Source organism: Acidovorax sp. NB1, from assembly GCF_005405905.1.
Lineage (GTDB): Bacteria > Pseudomonadota > Gammaproteobacteria > Burkholderiales > Burkholderiaceae_C > Acidovorax.
In genome coordinates, this window is record NZ_BJHU01000021.1 from 115813 (window position 1) to 132055 (window position 16243).

General features: G+C 61.0%; 15 protein-coding genes and 2 tRNA genes. 11 read left to right on the forward strand and 6 right to left on the reverse strand.

Annotated elements, in window-relative coordinates:
- Positions 1–108: 108 nt before the first annotated feature.
- Positions 109–185 (reverse strand) — tRNA-Ile (locus tag AvAM_RS08830).
- Between the two features lie 50 nt (positions 186–235).
- Complete coding sequence (gene hrcA / locus AvAM_RS08835) at positions 236–1240, reverse strand: heat-inducible transcriptional repressor HrcA (protein WP_137746708.1); 1005 nt, start codon at positions 1238–1240, stop codon at positions 236–238.
- A 28-nt stretch (positions 1241–1268) separates the two neighbouring features.
- Here hrcA and AvAM_RS08840 point away from each other — a divergent pair, with 28 nt between their 5' ends.
- The 3 genes from AvAM_RS08840 to rapZ are packed head-to-tail and all read left to right on the forward strand — an operon-like array spanning position 1269 to position 4704.
- Complete coding sequence (locus AvAM_RS08840) at positions 1269–2168, forward strand: NAD kinase (RefSeq protein WP_137746709.1); 900 nt, start codon at positions 1269–1271, stop codon at positions 2166–2168.
- Positions 2169–2170: 2 nt separating this feature from the next.
- Positions 2171–3841 (forward strand): DNA repair protein RecN, encoded by a 1671-nt coding sequence (recN, locus tag AvAM_RS08845; RefSeq protein WP_137746710.1) that lies wholly within the window; start codon positions 2171–2173, stop codon positions 3839–3841.
- Complete coding sequence (gene rapZ / locus AvAM_RS08850; protein ID WP_137746711.1) at positions 3841–4704, forward strand: RNase adapter RapZ; 864 nt, start codon at positions 3841–3843, stop codon at positions 4702–4704. The genes recN and rapZ overlap by 1 nt, the downstream gene beginning before the upstream one ends.
- A gap of 30 nt (positions 4705–4734) precedes the next feature.
- Here the strand turns inward: rapZ and mutY are convergent, their stop codons facing one another.
- The 3 genes from mutY to mutM form a co-directional block, all read right to left on the reverse strand.
- The gene (gene mutY / locus AvAM_RS08855; RefSeq protein ID WP_137746712.1) at positions 4735–5808 is read right to left on the reverse strand and encodes an A/G-specific adenine glycosylase; all 1074 of its coding nucleotides are present in this window, start codon (positions 5806–5808) and stop codon (positions 4735–4737) included.
- Positions 5805–7766, reverse strand: coding sequence for a dynamin family protein (locus AvAM_RS08860; RefSeq protein ID WP_137746713.1), 1962 nt, complete (start codon positions 7764–7766; stop codon positions 5805–5807). Before AvAM_RS08860 ends, mutY begins: the two co-directional genes overlap by 4 nt.
- 146 nt (positions 7767–7912) lie before the next feature.
- A complete protein-coding gene (gene mutM, locus AvAM_RS08865; protein ID WP_137746714.1) occupies positions 7913–8728 on the reverse strand; it encodes a bifunctional DNA-formamidopyrimidine glycosylase/DNA-(apurinic or apyrimidinic site) lyase in 816 nt (271 codons plus the stop codon).
- Between the two features lie 29 nt (positions 8729–8757).
- On the opposite strand from mutM, the gene AvAM_RS08870 reads away from it, so the two are divergent.
- The 7 genes from AvAM_RS08870 (at position 8758) to pth (ending at position 14724) form a co-directional block, all read left to right on the forward strand.
- A complete protein-coding gene (locus AvAM_RS08870; protein WP_137746715.1) occupies positions 8758–10536 on the forward strand; it encodes a tetratricopeptide repeat protein in 1779 nt (592 codons plus the stop codon).
- Between the two features lie 38 nt (positions 10537–10574).
- Entirely contained in the window at positions 10575–11066 is a 492-nt protein-coding gene (locus tag AvAM_RS08875; protein ID WP_249368025.1) for a lipoprotein insertase outer membrane protein LolB, read from the forward strand.
- A 48-nt stretch (positions 11067–11114) separates the two neighbouring features.
- A complete protein-coding gene (ispE, locus tag AvAM_RS08880; protein WP_137746716.1) occupies positions 11115–11972 on the forward strand; it encodes a 4-(cytidine 5'-diphospho)-2-C-methyl-D-erythritol kinase in 858 nt (285 codons plus the stop codon).
- A 30-nt stretch (positions 11973–12002) separates the two neighbouring features.
- Positions 12003–12079, forward strand: a tRNA-Gln gene (locus AvAM_RS08885).
- Positions 12080–12126: 47 nt separating this feature from the next.
- Complete coding sequence (locus tag AvAM_RS08890; protein ID WP_094286710.1) at positions 12127–13101, forward strand: ribose-phosphate pyrophosphokinase; 975 nt, start codon at positions 12127–12129, stop codon at positions 13099–13101.
- Positions 13102–13261: 160 nt separating this feature from the next.
- Positions 13262–13897 (forward strand): 50S ribosomal protein L25/general stress protein Ctc, encoded by a 636-nt coding sequence (locus AvAM_RS08895; RefSeq protein ID WP_137746717.1) that lies wholly within the window; start codon positions 13262–13264, stop codon positions 13895–13897.
- A 218-nt stretch (positions 13898–14115) separates the two neighbouring features.
- Positions 14116–14724, forward strand: coding sequence for an aminoacyl-tRNA hydrolase (gene pth / locus AvAM_RS08900; protein WP_137746718.1), 609 nt, complete (start codon positions 14116–14118; stop codon positions 14722–14724).
- 89 nt (positions 14725–14813) lie between these two features.
- On the opposite strand, the gene AvAM_RS08905 is transcribed toward pth, so the two are convergent.
- Positions 14814–15071 carry a YfhL family 4Fe-4S dicluster ferredoxin gene (locus AvAM_RS08905; RefSeq protein WP_137746719.1) on the reverse strand — a complete coding sequence of 86 codons (258 nt, stop codon included), beginning with the start codon at positions 15069–15071 and terminating at the stop codon, positions 14814–14816.
- A 204-nt stretch (positions 15072–15275) separates the two neighbouring features.
- Between AvAM_RS08905 and AvAM_RS08910 the strand changes: the two genes are divergently transcribed.
- A complete protein-coding gene (locus AvAM_RS08910) occupies positions 15276–16238 on the forward strand; it encodes an ABC transporter permease (RefSeq protein ID WP_137746720.1) in 963 nt (320 codons plus the stop codon).
- The last annotated feature ends 5 nt before the right edge of the window (positions 16239–16243 follow it).

Consider the following 16243-nt stretch of genomic DNA (forward strand, 5'->3'; position numbering starts at 1 on the left):
AGCGCAAGCCACAATTGTAATGCACTCCAAAGCGTCCCAAAGAGAAACGGGGCACATTGCTGAAGAAAAATGGCTTTGATCGTGATGATCACCCATGCGAGTGACGGGTGGTAGGGCGTGTTGGACTTGAACCAACGACCAAAGGATTATGAGTCCTCTGCTCTAACCAACTGAGCTAACGCCCCAAGCCATGCTCCAGCGCTATACAACGGGGCAAGCGCCGTATTGTAGAGGCTTACTTGCGGTGGCTGAGCGCGTTGGAAACAAGCTTGGAGGTGATGTCCACAATCTGGATCATCCTGTCGTAGGGCATGCGTGTGGGGCCGATCACACCCAGCGTGCCCACCACCGTTCCATCGACTTCGTAGGGTGCACTGACGATAGATAACTCTTCAAAAGGAACGACTTGGCTCTCGCCTCCAATGTAGATGCGAACACCCGCTGCCTGGCTGGAGATGTCGAGCAGACGCAGGATTTGGGTCTTTTGCTCAAAGAGGTCAAAGGCGCGCCTCAAATTGCCCATGTCGCTGGAAAAGTCACTGACCGCCAACAGGTTGCGTTCACCAGAAATGACCACTGCGTCTTGTGCCTCTGATAGCACTTCGGATCCGACATTCACGGCTGCCTGCATGAGTGACGCGATCTCGCCACGCAGCACATCCACCTCGGACTTCAGACGCTCGCGCACCTGCTCCATCGCAAGCCCCGCATAGTGCGCATTCAGGAAGTTGGATGCTTCGATCAGCTGCGACTGCGAATAGTCGGCCTCCGTGAAGATCACCCGGTTCTGCACATCGCCCTCAGGCGAGACAATGATGACCAGAAAGCGCCGCTCGGAGAGTCTCAGGAACTCGATGTGACGAAACACCGAAGTGCGCCGTGGAGCCATCACCACGCCGACAAACTGCGACAGGTTCGACAACAACTGCGCCGCATTGGCAATCACCTTCTGCGGCTGCTCTGGGGCAAGCTGGGGGGGCGTCAGCGGGTCCCGTTGCACGGTCAGCATGGTGTCTACAAACAATCTGTAGCCCCGTGCCGTGGGGATTCGACCTGCCGAAGTGTGGGGACTTGCGATCAGCCCCAACTCCTCTAGGTCCGCCATGACATTGCGGATGGTGGCAGGTGACAAATCCAGGCCGGACGCCCTGGACAGGGTGCGAGACCCCACTGGCTGCCCGTCGGCGATGTAGCGCTCGACCAGGGCTTTGAGCAACAACTTGGCACGGTCATCGAGCATGGAATGATTTTAATGATGTAATTTCGCGATGACGTCCAATTTCCGCCGTGTCGCACTCATAGGCAAGTATCAAGCTTCATCTGCGGGCTCCATGGGCGACAGTTCTCGCCAGGCACTGGAAGACATCGCTCACTTTCTGGAACGCCAGGGATGCGAGGTTGCGCTGGAAGCTGAGACCGCCAGCAACACGGGGTTGACGCATGATTACCCTTCGCTGAATGTAGACGACATCGGAGCCCGATGTGATCTGGGCTTGGTGGTTGGTGGCGACGGTACGATGCTGGGCATCGGCCGCAGACTTGCCCGGTTTGGCACACCGCTGATTGGCATCAACCAGGGGCGACTGGGTTTCATCACTGACATTCCGTTCGACACCTATCAGACAACCCTCTCGCCCATGCTGAAAGGGGCTTACGAAGAGGATCTCAGACCCTTGATGCACGCCACCGTTGTGCGCGATGAGCGGGTGGTGTTTGAAGCCCTTGCCATGAATGACGTGGTCGTGAACCGCGGAGCAACCTCTGGCATGGTGGAGTTGCGGGTCGAAGTCGGTGGACGGCTAGTGGCCAATCAGCGTGCCGACGGGCTCATCATCGCCTCCCCCACGGGCTCGACGGCCTACTCGCTGTCAGCAGGAGGGCCCATGCTGCACCCATCCATTCCAGGCTGGGTTCTGGTGCCCATTGCGCCACACACCTTGTCCAATCGCCCCATTGTGTTGTCAGACGCCACGGAAGTGGCAGTGGAGGTCGTGAGCGGGCGCGATGTCAGTGCCAACTTTGACATGCAGTCGCTGGCCTCACTGCTCCATGGCGACCGCATTCTGGTCAAACGATCGGAGCACTGTGTGCGGTTCCTTCATCCACAGGGTTGGAACTACTTTGCAACGCTGCGCAAAAAACTGCGCTGGAACGAGGGAGGCTCCTGACCATGGCACTCCGGCGAATCACGCTGCGTGACTTTGTGATTGTTCAGGCGCTGGAGCTTGAACTCCAATCTGGATTTACCGTGCTGACCGGCGAAACCGGGGCGGGTAAATCCATTCTGATCGATGCATTGCAACTGGCCCTGGGGGCGCGCTCAGACGCTGGGGTTGTGCGTGAAGGCTGCCCTCGAACAGATATTTGCGCAGAATTCGATTGCCCAGAGCATGTTCGACCGTGGCTGGAAGAAGCAGGGTTTGATTCAGAGGACATGCTTTTGCTGCGCCGCACGGTAGACGCGCAGGGTAAAAGCCGCGCATGGATCAATGGGACCCCAGCCACGGCAGCGCAGTTGCGCGCACTAGGCGACATGCTGCTCGACATTCACGGTCAACATGCTTGGCAAAGCCTCACCCGTCCCGAGTCGGTACGTGGGTTGCTCGATGCGTTTGCGGGCATCAGCACTGCGGACACCCTGGCCCGATGGTCGCAATGGCGTGCGGACCAAAAAACCCTGCAGCAGGCACGCCAGGCCCAGGCCACATTGCAGCAGGAGCGTGAGCGCCTCCAATGGCAAATCAGCGAAGTAGAAAGACTGGCACCTGCTCGCGATGAATGGGATGAGCTGGATGCGCAACACAAGCGCCTGTCGCATGCGCAAGCGCTTCTGGATGCCGCCGACGGCGCCATTCAGACCTTGCAAGCAGATGAGGCTGGTGCACTCAGTGCACTGACGCAGGCCCAAGCGCTCCTTCAGGCCCAGGAGCACATCGAACCCGAATTTGCCAACCTGGCCGACATCCTGGCGTCAAGCCTTGCTCAGGCCAATGACGTGGTCCATTCGCTGCATTCATACCTGCGACATGCAGACATTGATCCACAGCGGCTTGCCCAGCTGGATACCCGCATGGCTCAATGGATGGCCCTGGCCCGCAGGTACAAACGGCCACCCGCTGAGCTGCCCGCACTTCTGGAGGACTGGAAGGCCGAGATGCGCCACCTCGACTCCGCCACCGACATAGAACGGTTGCAAGCCGCCGAGACGGCCAGCGCCAAAGCCTATCAGGCTGCAGCTCGGACGCTTTCCCAGGCGCGCGCCAAGGCAGCACCCAAGCTGTCTATCGCCATCACCCAGGCCATGCAAGGCCTCGGTATGGAAGGAGGAAGGTTCGAAGCGTCCGTGACACGCGTCCAGGAGCCCGCAGCCCACGGGCTGGATGAGATAGCGTTCTTGGTCTCCGGCCACCCTGGCATGAGCCCCAAGCCGATCGGCAAGGTCGCCTCCGGCGGTGAGCTGTCGCGCATCTCTCTCGCCATCTCGGTCACTACGAGCGAACTGGGCATGGCGCCTACACTCATCTTCGACGAAGTGGACTCCGGTGTTGGCGGCGCTGTTGCAGAAACTGTGGGCCGGCTGATGCAACAGCTGGGCAGCGATCGCCAAGTGCTGGCCGTGACCCACCTCCCCCAGGTCGCGGCCTGCGCGCACCATCACCTCAAGGTGGCCAAACGCAAGAACCCGACAGGAACTACCAGTACCGTGCAGGCGATCCAGGAGGAACAGCGTGTAGCTGAAATTGCGCGCATGCTGGGTGGCGAACGCTCTACAGCCACAACCTTGGCCCATGCCAGGGAAATGCTGAACCATGTGGCAACAACCCTGGAAGTGGATGACTGATGGCGCTTGAGATTGTTCTGATCACGGGAATGTCGGGTTCAGGCAAGTCTGTGGCCCTGCATGCCCTGGAGGATGCAGGGTACTACTGCGTGGACAACCTCCCCCCCGAGCTACTGCCCGCTTTTGTGGCGCTGGAGCATCGCCACCATGGGAACCGCGTCGCCATCGCCATGGACGTGCGCAGCGCGACATCTCTGCATCAGGTTCCCCAGGAGCTGAACCGCCTGCGCAGCCAGGGCGTAGCTGTCCAGTCGATTTTTCTCGATGCGACCATCGACACGCTGGTGCGGAGGTTCTCCGAAACGCGCCGCCGCCACCCCCTGTCCCATGACGATCTGCAGCAAGGACGGCGGGCTTTGGTGCAAATCATTGAACTCGAACGTGAGTTGCTGGCCGACCTGCGCGAGCAATCACACGTCATCGATACCAGCACGATACGGGCGTCCCAACTGCAAAGCTATGTCAAGGGCCTGATGTCCACCGCACAAGGGCAATTGACCTTGGTGTTTCAGTCCTTTGCATTCAAACGTGGCATCCCCATGGATGCAGACTATGTATTTGATGTGCGAATGCTGCCCAACCCCCACTATGAGTCGGCACTGCGCGACTTGACCGGACTAGACCAGCCCGTCGCTGACTTTTTGCACCACCAGCCCGACGTGAGTCTCATGCGCGCACACATCGAGCAGTTCCTGGCACATTGGCTGGACATGCTGGACAGAAACCACCGCAGCTATGTCACGGTTGCGATTGGCTGCACTGGCGGGCAGCACCGCTCTGTTTACCTAGTGGAGAGGCTCGCGGAGGCTTTCAGCGACCGCTGGACTGCCCTGAAGCGCCACCGGGAACTCGACGGTCGCTGAGGGATGTCAGTGGAGACCAGCTCTGGCTACTTACCATAGCCGGGCCTGCGTTGCGTCCAGCAACTTGCGAATGGGGGCGGGCAACCCCACCGACGGCCATTGATCCTGCCCCAGCCACTCGCCCTCCCCCAAGGCGTCGCCCCCAACATCGCCGCTGATCAGCACCGGATGAAGATGCAGGTCCCTGTGCGTGAGTACATGCACAAAAGGAGGCAACTCTTCCAACACACGCTGCGACGGGTCACCAAGTCCTGCCACGAAAGCAGCGCAGGCAGCATCTTCAGAAAAGACCGGCACACAATGCATGCCTGCCCAGATGCCCGTTGGAGGGCGTCGCTGCAGCCAGACACGGCCCCGCTCATCACGAACAATTGCCAAGTGCCAGGACTCGGCCCTGCGGGTCAGCTTGCGTGTTCTGACGGGGTAGCGCTCAGCGTCGCCATCTTTCATAGCCCGGCAGGACTCCATCAAAGGACAGGCGGAACAGCGAGGGGCGCGCGGAGTGCAAATCGAAGCACCCAGGTCCATGAGCCCCTGGGTATAGCGGGGCATCGCGTAGCCCAGGTCCTGCGACGGCAGCAGCGACTCGGCAAGCCCCCACAACAAACGCTCGTTGGCCGCCGATGCCATGTCTTTGTCAAAACCCAGCAAGCGCGTCAGCACCCGCCGCACATTGGCATCCAGAATCGGGACCCGCTCTGAGAAACAGAATGCGGCAATGGCCCCTGCCGTGGATCGGCCAATGCCCGGCAGGGTCGCCAATACCTCCGCCGTACGAGGAAACGCCCCCCCATATTCTGCCACAACCTGCTGGGCACACCGATGCAGATTGCGCGCCCGACTGTAGTAGCCCAGGCCGCTCCAAAGCCCCATGACTTCATCTTGCGGGGCATTTGCCAACGCAGTGACGTCGGGGAACCGCGCCAGAAACCGCCCGTAGTAATCGAGCACGGTACTGACCTGGGTCTGCTGCAGCATGATCTCTGACAGCCATACCCGATAAGGGTCTCGGGTCTGCTGCCATGGCAGGTGGTTGCGGCCATGGCGTGCCTGCCATGCCACCACACGCTCGGCGATGCGTGCTTCCTCTGCGAACACACTCATGCCGACACAAGATGTGCGTCGGAAGCGGAAGGCTCCAGGCCCGGCAAGGCGATGAGCTGGGATGTAAGTTCCTGCAGTCGGCGCTCCAACTGGCTCAGCGCCTCTTCACCAATTTCGATCTCCGAGATACGCTCCACCAGCCCGCTGGCCGCTTGCTGTATGCGGTCCACCGCTTCGATGCGGCGCGCAAAACTGCGGCGGCGCTCGCGCAATTGCGCATCCAGCTGCGCCGTTGCCGACTTGCTCCACAGCTCAAGGTCGTTGGCAGCGGATTCATACACCGTGCGCAATCGCATGGCCAAGGCCCGCACGAGCCGCTCGGCAAACTCCGGCTGCGCCAGCTTCAGCGCGTTGCCCACGCCCAGGTACTGCAAGTGGCTTTGTTCGATCTGATTCAGATCATGTGTGAAGTGCTCCAGCTGCGGAGGTGTGGGCACCTGGAGAGAGAACCCAAACTCGGCATTGAGCTGCCGGAAGGTGCCTCCCAGCATGGCCTGAATTTCTGTACCGGAAGCCTGTGCCTTGTCCAGCGTGCCGCGCAGCTTGTCGAAAGTCTGAACATAAATTTTCTTGACGCCCAGCTTGAGACCCTTTTGCTGCAGCGTCTGCGCCAGCTCTGCAAGCTCGGCCTTGAGCGCTTTCGCGCCCAGTTGCTGGAACACGTCCCGCAGCAGCTTGAGGTGCACGGCGCGCACAGCCTGAATCTTGGCGGTGCTCAGGTCGAATTCGCGCTGCTCCTGCTCGATGCGATGGCGCATCGACTCAATCACCGAGGCATTCTTGCCTCGCAAGCTGCGCAACTCGGCCATCTGGTCGTCCAGGTCGCGGCGGCGGATGTTGATGACCCGAGCGGTCTCCGTACGCAGGCTGGCCACCCCAGTGGAAACCGCCGCCCGCAGAATGGAACGGCGGCGCCCCATGATGCCTTTAGCAAGGGCCTCTTCCAGCACTGGCAATCCACTGGTTTCCAGCAAGACGTCGTCCGCCGTGATCTTGGCAACCAGCCCCTTCTGGGCCGAAACAGGCACCACCCTGTCCAGCGGCACGCCAAGCATTTCAGCAGAGGTGCTGCACTGGCGCTCCATCTGTGCCTGCACCTGCTCGGCGCTGTTCAACGTGTCCCACAGCGTGTCGATTTTGTTCAGCACGACGAGACGCGCATCCATGCCGTCTGACGAGATCGCGAGATGCTCGCGCCAGATGGACAGGTCAGAACGGGTGACCCCGGTATCAGCACTCAGGATAAAAACCACCGCATGCGCTTGCGGAATCAGGTTCACGGTCAACTCAGGCTCTGCGCCCACAGCATTCAAACCCGGCGTGTCCAGAATCACCAGCCCCTGCTTGAGCAAGGGGTGCGGAATATTGATGATGGCGTGCCGCCACATGGGCACTTCCACCAGACCCTGTGCGTCGGGCACAGGATTTTCATCGGTTAACTCATCGTGCCAGAAGCCCAGCGCGCGGGCATTGTCCAGACTGACCTTGCGGACCTCGGCCACCTTCTCCAGCGCCTTGGCAATCTGGTCAGCATTGCTGACATCCAGAGGAATTTCAGTCCAGCGGTCGGTCTTCATCCGCCACTCGGCCAACCCCTGCATCTGCAGACGCGTCTCGATCGGCAACAACCTCAAGCTGGGCGCAACCGCAGCGTCATACCCTAGCTCCGTCGGGCACATGGTGGTTCGACCAGCGCTCGCAGGCATGATGCGGCGCCCATAGTCCGCAAAAAAGATCGCATTGATCAGCTCGGACTTGCCACGGGAAAACTCCGCCACAAAGGCCACCATGACCTTGTCGCTACGGACCTGCTCCTCCAAGCGGTGCAGCCTCTCCTGCACGGCGGCATCCATGAGGTCGTGCGAGGACATCCACTCGGCCAGCCGCTTGAGCTGCTGGGCGAACTCCCGCCGCCAGGCGCCATGCTGGTCGAACTGTTCGTTGAATGAAGGTCCCACTTTGCTCCCACAGATCTATGAATGGCCTACAGGGTAGACATACACAAAATATAGCATCGACCGCACGCGGGCTGTCGCTGGCCCAGGATTGAGGCCTTTGCAAGCCTAAAGCCTACCGCTGCACTATTCACCGCGCAGCCTATCCCCTATGGTCTCTGACATCGGGGGCAGAAGTAGCTGCTCCTCTGCCCTTGACGCAAAAGCCGTATCGTCGTGCCACAGGCATGGCATGGAGCGCCTTCCCGCCCGTACACATTGGCAGCGGTCTGAAAATGCCCCGCCATACCCTCCGCATTTGAAAAGTCACGCAATGTGCTGCCCCCCATATCCACAGCACGCGCCAGCACCACACGAATGGCCTCGTACAGACGACGCACCCGCGCAGCCCCGATGCGGTAAGACGCCGCAGTGGGCCGGATCCCTGCCATGAAAAGCACTTCAGACGCATAGATATTGCCCACCCCCACCACCAGATGCCCTGCCAGCAGCAGCTGTTTGATGGGCATACGGCTTTTTCTCAGGCCTTCCTGAAAATGCGGAAGCGAGAACGCGTCAGACAACGGTTCCATTCCAAGCGCCCCCAGCAGCTTCACGGCCACTGGCGCGTCTTCACCGGCGGCAAACACCACTGCACCAAAGCGACGCGGATCGTGCAAGCGCAAGGTTCCCCTGTCGGTTACCAGCTCAAAATGATCATGCGGGCCGCCCGGCGGCAAACCGTGCGCAAAACGCAAACTGCCCGACATGCCAAGGTGAACCAGCAAGAGCCCTCCACTCAGGTCGGCCAGCAGGTACTTGCCCCGGCGGCGCAACCCCAACACCTGTTGCCCCACAAGAGACAGAGGATCACAACCCAAGGGCCAACGCAACGGCTTGCCCAGAACCACGGCTTGAATTTTTGCCCCCGCGATTGCATCGGCAAAACTGCGGCGGGTCACTTCCACTTCGGGCAACTCAGGCATACAAAATGCCGGACAACGGCTTCACAGGCATGGATTATTATGACCCGATGGTGCTTTTTCACAGCTTTCGAACCGCCGCACTCGCTACCGTAGTGGCGGTGACTGCCCAGTCCGCATGGGCCCAGCAAGTTGGCAATGACAGCCGTGCCGCGGCCAGCAGGCCACCTGCGACCGCCAACCCAGCCCTGGATGCCGAGCTGTTCTATGAAATCTTTCTGGGCGAAATCAGCGCACGCACAGGTGACCCTGGCGCGGGCTATGCATTCATGCTTGAGGCTGCTCGCCGCAGTGCTGACGGCCAGCTCTACCAACGGGCGGCCGATATCGCCTTGCAGGCGCGCTCGGGCGAATACGCGCTGGCCGCAGCCAAGGCCTGGAAAGAGGCCCTACCCCAATCCCGTGAAGCCAACCGCTATGTGCTGCAGATCCTGGTGGCACTCAACCGAATCGGAGAAACCCCCGACCTGCTGCGCCAGGAACTCGCACAGTCCCCACCTCGTGCCAAGGCAGCCACGCTGTCCGCCCTGCCCCAGATGTACGGGCGCGCCAGCGACAAGGCGCTGGCAGCCAAGGTGGTAGAACAGGCCCTTGTGGACGAGTTGGCCAACCCCGCCACAGGCCCTGCCGCCTGGGTGGCCCTGGGACGCCTGCGCCTGGCTGCTGGCGACAAAGGCGGTGCACTGAATGCCGCGCGCAAGGCGCAGGAACTGGACAACGCCAGCGAGGACGCCGCGCGGCTGGCACTCGAACTGCTGGACGAAAACATCCCGGAAGCCGAAGCCATAGTGATTCAGGCGCTGGCCAAACAGCCCATCCCCGAGTTGCGAATGGCCTATGCGCGCGTGTTGTTGGGGCTGCAACGCTATCCAGATGCCAGCCGCCAGTTGGAAGCCGTGACCAAAGAAAAGCCGGATCTGGCAGAAGCCTGGCTCGTGGTTGCCACGCTGCAGCTTCAGGACAACCGCTTGCCCGCTGCAGAGGCCTCGCTGCAGCGCCTTCTCGATCTGGCCTCGGCCTCGGCCGATGCAGAAGTGCGACAAAAAAGCCTGACCCAGGCATATTTGCTGTACGCACAAATTGCAGAGAAAAGGAAAGACTTTGCGGCCGCAGAGGCCTGGCTGGGCCGTATTGACAACGCGGAAGAAGTGTTTGGCGCACAGATTCGCCGAGCCTCTTTGTTGGCACGCCAAGGCAAACTCGCCCAGGCGCGTGCGTTGCTGCGCAGCCTGCCCGGAACCTCCGCAGAAAGCCAGCGCATGAAGCTGTCGGCCGAAGTGCAGCTGCTGCGCGAGCAGCGCCTCTTCAAGGAAGCCTACCAAGTACAGGTTGAAATGGTGGCACTGGCGCCGGACGATGCGGAACTGGTTTATGACCAGGCAATGCTGGCGGAAAAAATGGGCAGCCCAGACACCATGGAGCAACTGCTGCGACAGGTGATTGCGCGCCAACCGCAGTACCACCACGCCTACAACGCGCTCGGCTATTCACTTGCAGACCGGGGGCTTCGACTGGCCGAGGCCAAGCAACTGATCATGAAAGCGTTGGAATTTGCGCCAAACGATCCCTTCATCATGGACAGTCTTGGCTGGGTGGAGTTTCGCCTGGGCAACAAGGCCGATGCCAAACGCCTTCTGGAAACCGCCTTCGAGGCGCGCCCTGATGTCGAAATCGCTGCCCACCTGGGCGAGGTGCTGTGGAGCCTGGGCGACAAGGAAGGCGCCTCCAGAGTCTGGAAGGAAGGGCAGCGCATCAGCCCAGACAACGACATCCTCAAAGAAACACTCAAGCGGCTTGGAGCAGGGCTCTGATGCAGGCCCACGGCGAAAGCCTCCAGCCAGGATCTGGCGTGGCCTTTCAACGCCGCTGGATGGTGTTGTGGATCACGTTCTGCGTACTGTGGATTTCGGGTTGCGCCCAACCGACACGAAGCCCCCCCCCTGACGACGGCAGTTGGCGCGGAAGAATCGCACTGCAGGTCGAGGGGCAAGCCGCCCAGTCGTTCTCGGCCACGTTTGAGCTGCATGGCAATCCTGAAAATGGCGGCCTGGTGCTGCTGAGCCCCTTTGGCAACCGCATTGCCCAGCTGGATTGGAACGATGGCCAAGCCCAGTTGCAGAGCGGACAAGAAACACGCACTTCAGACTCCCTGGAAACGCTGCTGCTGGATGTGACAGGCACCCGCATTCCCGTTGCAGCCCTGTTCAGCTGGCTCAACGGCATTCAGGCCACGGCGCCTGGCTGGCAGGCGGACCTTTCGGGCATGCCCGACGGGCGCCTCACCGCCCTGCGCAACCACCCCGCTCCACAAGCCACTTTGCGCATCCTGTTGACCCGCTGAGGCGATCGCCCCAGCCACCTCAGCCCGCGCCACTTTTCCCACTCTGCGATGCAAGCGCTGTACGACGTGCCGGCTCCGGCCAAGCTCAATCTTTTTCTGCACATCACCGGGCGGCGTGCTGACGGTTACCACCTGCTCCAGTCCGTCTTCATGCTGGTGGATTGGTGCGACACCTTGCATTTCGAGCGCCGCAGTGATGGCGTCATCTCCCGGGAAGATTTGGGCCCACCCTTGCCGGATATGGACCTGACGCTGCGAGCTGCACAGGCCCTGCAATCCGCCACGGGCTGCACACTCGGCGCGCACATTGGTGTTCTCAAGAGCATTCCTGCGCAGGCTGGCATGGGCGGAGGCTCGTCCGACGCGGCCTCGGCACTGCTCGCCTTGAACCGACTCTGGGGCTTGGGCCTGTCACGCGCGGCACTGGAATCGATCGGTTTGCAGCTCGGCGCAGATATTCCGTTTTTTTTACGCGGTCACAACGCTTGGGTGGAGGGAATTGGTGAGACAATCACGCCGCTTGAGAAAGCACACCAACTGCCGCAAGCGCGCTTTGCCATAGTGAAGCCCGCAGCAGGTTTGGAGACAAAATTAATTTTTTCGTCACCAAGTTTGAAACGCGATTCAGATAGTGCTACAATCTTAGGCTTTGCTGCAGCACACTTTCACTTCGGTAGAAATGACTTGCAGCCAGTTGCTCAGGCACTTTGCCCGGACGTCACCAAGGCCATCGAATGGCTCAGGAGTCGCGGATTGCAAGCCCGAATGACAGGCTCTGGAAGTGCAGTGTTTGCGCAAATCTCAGACGCTGTGGACTTAAGCGGAGCCCCCGAAGGCTGGCAAGTCAAAGCGTGTGAAAATCTGATGATTCATCCTCTGGCAGGGTGGGCATCAGACGAGAATTAAGGTTGGCTGCTTTCGGCAGTTGACCTGTGTAGGGGAGTCGCCAAGCTGGTTAAGGCACCGGATTTTGATTCCGGCATGCGAAGGTTCGAATCCTTCTTCCCCTGCCAAATATTTTCTCGCGTACGGGCTTTTTTTTCAGATTGCTGGGACTCTCATGCAAGCCAATCACCCCGACTTCATGGTTTTCACTGGCAATGCCAATCCTGGCATGGCAGCTGAAATTGCCCAGCACCTCGGCACCACCTTGGGTGCAGCCGACGTAGGTCGCTTCTCTGACGGTGAGGTCACCGTCGAAATCAAGCAAAACGTGCGTGCGCGCGATGTTTTCGTGGTGCAGTCCACCTGCGCACCCACCAACGAAAACCTGATGGAACTGCTGATCATGGTGGATGCGCTCAAGCGTGCATCGGCCGAGCGTATCAGCGCTGTGATCCCCTACTTTGGTTACGCCCGCCAGGACCGCCGCCCTCGTTCCACCCGTGTGCCAATCACGGCCAAGGTCGTGGCTAACATGCTGCAAGCCGTGGGTGTGGCGCGCGTTCTGACCATGGACCTGCACGCGGACCAGATCCAGGGTTTCTTCGACATTCCCGTGGACAACATCTACGCCTCTCCGGTTCTGCTGGGCGACCTGCGCCAGAAGAACTACGAGGACCTGATCGTGGTGTCCCCCGACGTGGGTGGTGTGGTGCGTGCGCGTGCCCTGGCCAAGCAGTTGGGCTGCGACCTTGCCATCATCGACAAGCGCCGCCCCAAGGCCAACGTGTCGGAAGTCATGCACGTGATCGGCGAAATCGAAGGCCGCAACTGCGTGATCATGGACGACATGATCGACACCGCTGGCACGCTGGTGAAGGCCGCAGAAGTGCTCAAGGAGCGTGGTGCCAAGAGCGTGTACGCGTATTGCACCCACCCCATTTTCTCGGGTCCCGCCATCGAACGCATCGCCAAGGGCACGGCCCTCGATGAAGTGGTCGTGACCAACACCATCCCCCTGAGCGACAACGCCAAGGGATGCACCAAGATTCGCCAACTCTCCGTGGCTCCGCTGATCGCCGAGACGATCCAGCGCATTGCCAAGGGTGAGTCGGTGATGAGCCTGTTCTCGGACCAGGACAACCTGTTCTGACCCGCTCCCGCCGGGAGCGCTGCAGACCGGTTGCACACAAGCCTCCCTCGGGAGGCTTGTTGTCTGTTCGGGGACACCAAGTGGCGGGCGGCAACAATGCCGCAAGCCTTTTTAAAACAGAGGATGACTGGTCGCGGTCGCCTCTTTCCAGGAGCTAACTATGAACTTCGTCGCTTTTGAGCGCGCCAAGCAAGGTACGGGTGCGAGCCGCCGTCTGCGCAATTCGGGCAAGACGCCTGGCATCGTGTACGGCGGTGCCACCGAACCCCAACTGATCGAGATCGACCACAACGCTCTGTGGCACGCCCTCAAGAAGGAAGCTTTCCACTCCAGCGTGCTGGACATGGAAGTGGCCGGCGCAACCTCCAAGGTCGTGCTGCGTGACGTGCAATACCACCCCTACAAGCAACTGGTGCTGCACATCGACTTCCAACGCGTGGACGACAAGACCAAGCTGCACCTGAAGGTGCCACTGCACTACAGCGGTGCTGAAGAGTCCAACGCCGTCAAGGTGGACAAGTGCATGGTCAACCCGATCGTGAACGAACTGGACGTGACCTGCATGCCTTCGGATCTGCCCGAATTCATCGCTGTGGACCTGTCCAAGCTGGAAAAGGGTGCTTCCCTGCACCTGAAGGACATCAAGCTGCCCAAGGGCGTGGTGGCCAAGGTCCGTGGCGGCCAGAACAACAACCCCGTGCTGGTGTCCGTTGTGCCTCCAGTCGTGGTCGTTGAGACCCCTGCTGACGCCGCTCCTGCTGCTGACGCCAAGGGCAAGGGCAAGGGCAAGAAGTAATCGGCCGCTCGCTGATTCACTCGCCTTACCAAGCAGGCCAACCCGTCTCGGCGGGTTTGGCCTCCCAACGGCCCACCTCGGTGGGCCGTTTGTTTTTGTAGCCTGGCCTGCGTGGCCGCCACACGGCACTGACCCCATAGCGGCCAACCACCAACGAGCACCAGGCACCGCACCACCCAGCGCGCGGCAATCCACCTTCGCACACGGATAATCCACAGATGATCAAGCTGTTTGTAGGCCTTGGAAACCCGGGGCCCGACTACGAAGCGACCCGCCACAACGCCGGGTTCTGGTGGATTGACGCTCTGGCACGCGACCTCAAGGCCACGCTGGTGCCCGAGCGCAGCTACCACGGGCTGGTGGCGCGCACCACGGTGCACGGCCAAAGCGTGTGGCTGCTGCAGCCTCAGACCTTCATGAATCTCTCGGGCAAATCCGTGGCCTCGCTCGCCCGGTTCTTCAAGATCCAGCCCGAGGAAATCCTGGTGGTGCACGATGAGCTGGACATCCCCCCCGGCCAGGTCAAGCTCAAGCGCGGCGGCAGCCACGCCGGGCACAACGGCCTGCGCGACATCCACGGCCAGCTGGGTTCGCCGGACTACTGGCGCCTGCGCATCGGCATCGGCCACCCCGGCGTGAAGAGCGAAGTCGCCAACTGGGTGCTGAAAAAGCCGTCGCCCGACCAGCGCACGCTGATCGAGGACTGCATCATCCATTCGCTGAAAGCCTACCCCGCCATGCTGGCGGGCGAGATGGACAAGGCCACCTTGCTCATCCACACCACCAAGCCACCCCGCCCCAAGCCTGTGCGCCCGGTGGAGGACTGATCAGCGGTTGTGTCAATAACCAATTGCTATATTTTTAATAGCTTAAAACGTTTGGTGGTCGCGCGCAGACGGCCAAAAAAGCTTAAGGATCAGCCTGCCGCCGGCGCCTGCAGGCGCTGGAACTTCTGCCACAGCGTCTCGCGGTTTTCCACATGCTGCGGGTTCACGGGGATGCAGGCCACGGGGCAGACCTGCACACACTGGGGCTCGTCAAAATGCCCCACACATTCCGTGCACTTGTGCGGGTCGATCTCGTAGATCTCCTGCCCCAGGTAGATCGCCTGATTGGGGCACTCGGGCTCGCACACATCGCAGTTGATGCACTCGTCGGTGATCATCAGCGCCATACGGCCTCCCTGGGCGCAGGGCCAGACACAGGGGCAACGGGGTACATGGCGCAGTTCATGCTCCGTATTATCCCGCGCGGTGGCATGTGCCTTGCGTGCCACACTGCAACCCACCACCGCTGACGGGGATGTTTTTACCGTTATGCTGTGTATACACATTAATTTTTACGCGCTCGCGTCCCACCCTCCTCCACCGCCTGCTCCATGGGTCTGTTTTTCCTCAAACGGTTTGCCACCCTCCTGGCCACGCTGATCGGCGCATCCATCGTTGTGTTTCTGGTGCTGGAGATCCTGCCAGGCAATGCCGCGCAGATTCTGATGGGCCCCGATGCCTCTCCCGATGCCGTGGCCGCTCTGGCCACCAAGCTGGGGCTGGACCAGCCCGCCAGCCTGCGCTACTGGCAATGGGTGAGCGGCCTGGTGGTGGGCAACATGGGCGACAGCTACGCCTACAGCTCGCCCGTGCTCGACCTGGTGCTGGAGCGCCTGGCCCTGACCGTGCCACTGGCCCTGATGGCCATGGTGATCACCACGGTGCTGGCCCTGGCCGCTGGCGTGTATGCCGCCTCCCGCCACAACAAGTTGGGCGACGTGGGCGTGATGGGCCTGGCACAGATCGGCATTGCCATCCCCAACTTCTGGTTCGCCATCCTGCTGATCCTGCTGTTCTCGGTGAAGCTGCAGTGGTTCTCGGCCGGGGGCTTTCCGGGCTGGACGGAAGACGCTGGCGGCAGCCCGCTCGAAGCCCTCAAGGCCCTGCTGCTGCCTGCCATTGCGCTGGCCGTGGTGCAGGCAGCCATCCTGGCGCGCATCACCCGCTCGGCTGTGCTGGAGGTGCTGCGTGAAGACTTTGTGCGCACGGCGCGTGCCAAGGGCTTGACGCAGCGCGCAGCGCTGTGGGGTCATGTGCTGCGCAACGCGATGATCCCGGTGGTCACGGTGATGGGGCTTCAGTTTGCCAACCTGCTGGCGGGCACCATCGTGGTGGAAAACGTGTTCTACCTGCCGGGCCTCGGGCGCCTGATCTTCCAGTCCATCTCCAACCGCGATCTGATCGTGGTGCGCAACTGCGTGATGTTGCTCGCCGCCATGGTGGTCATCGTGAACTTCGTCGTGGACATTCTTTACGCCGTGATCGACCCGCGCGTCAAAGCCTCTGACATCTGATCCCC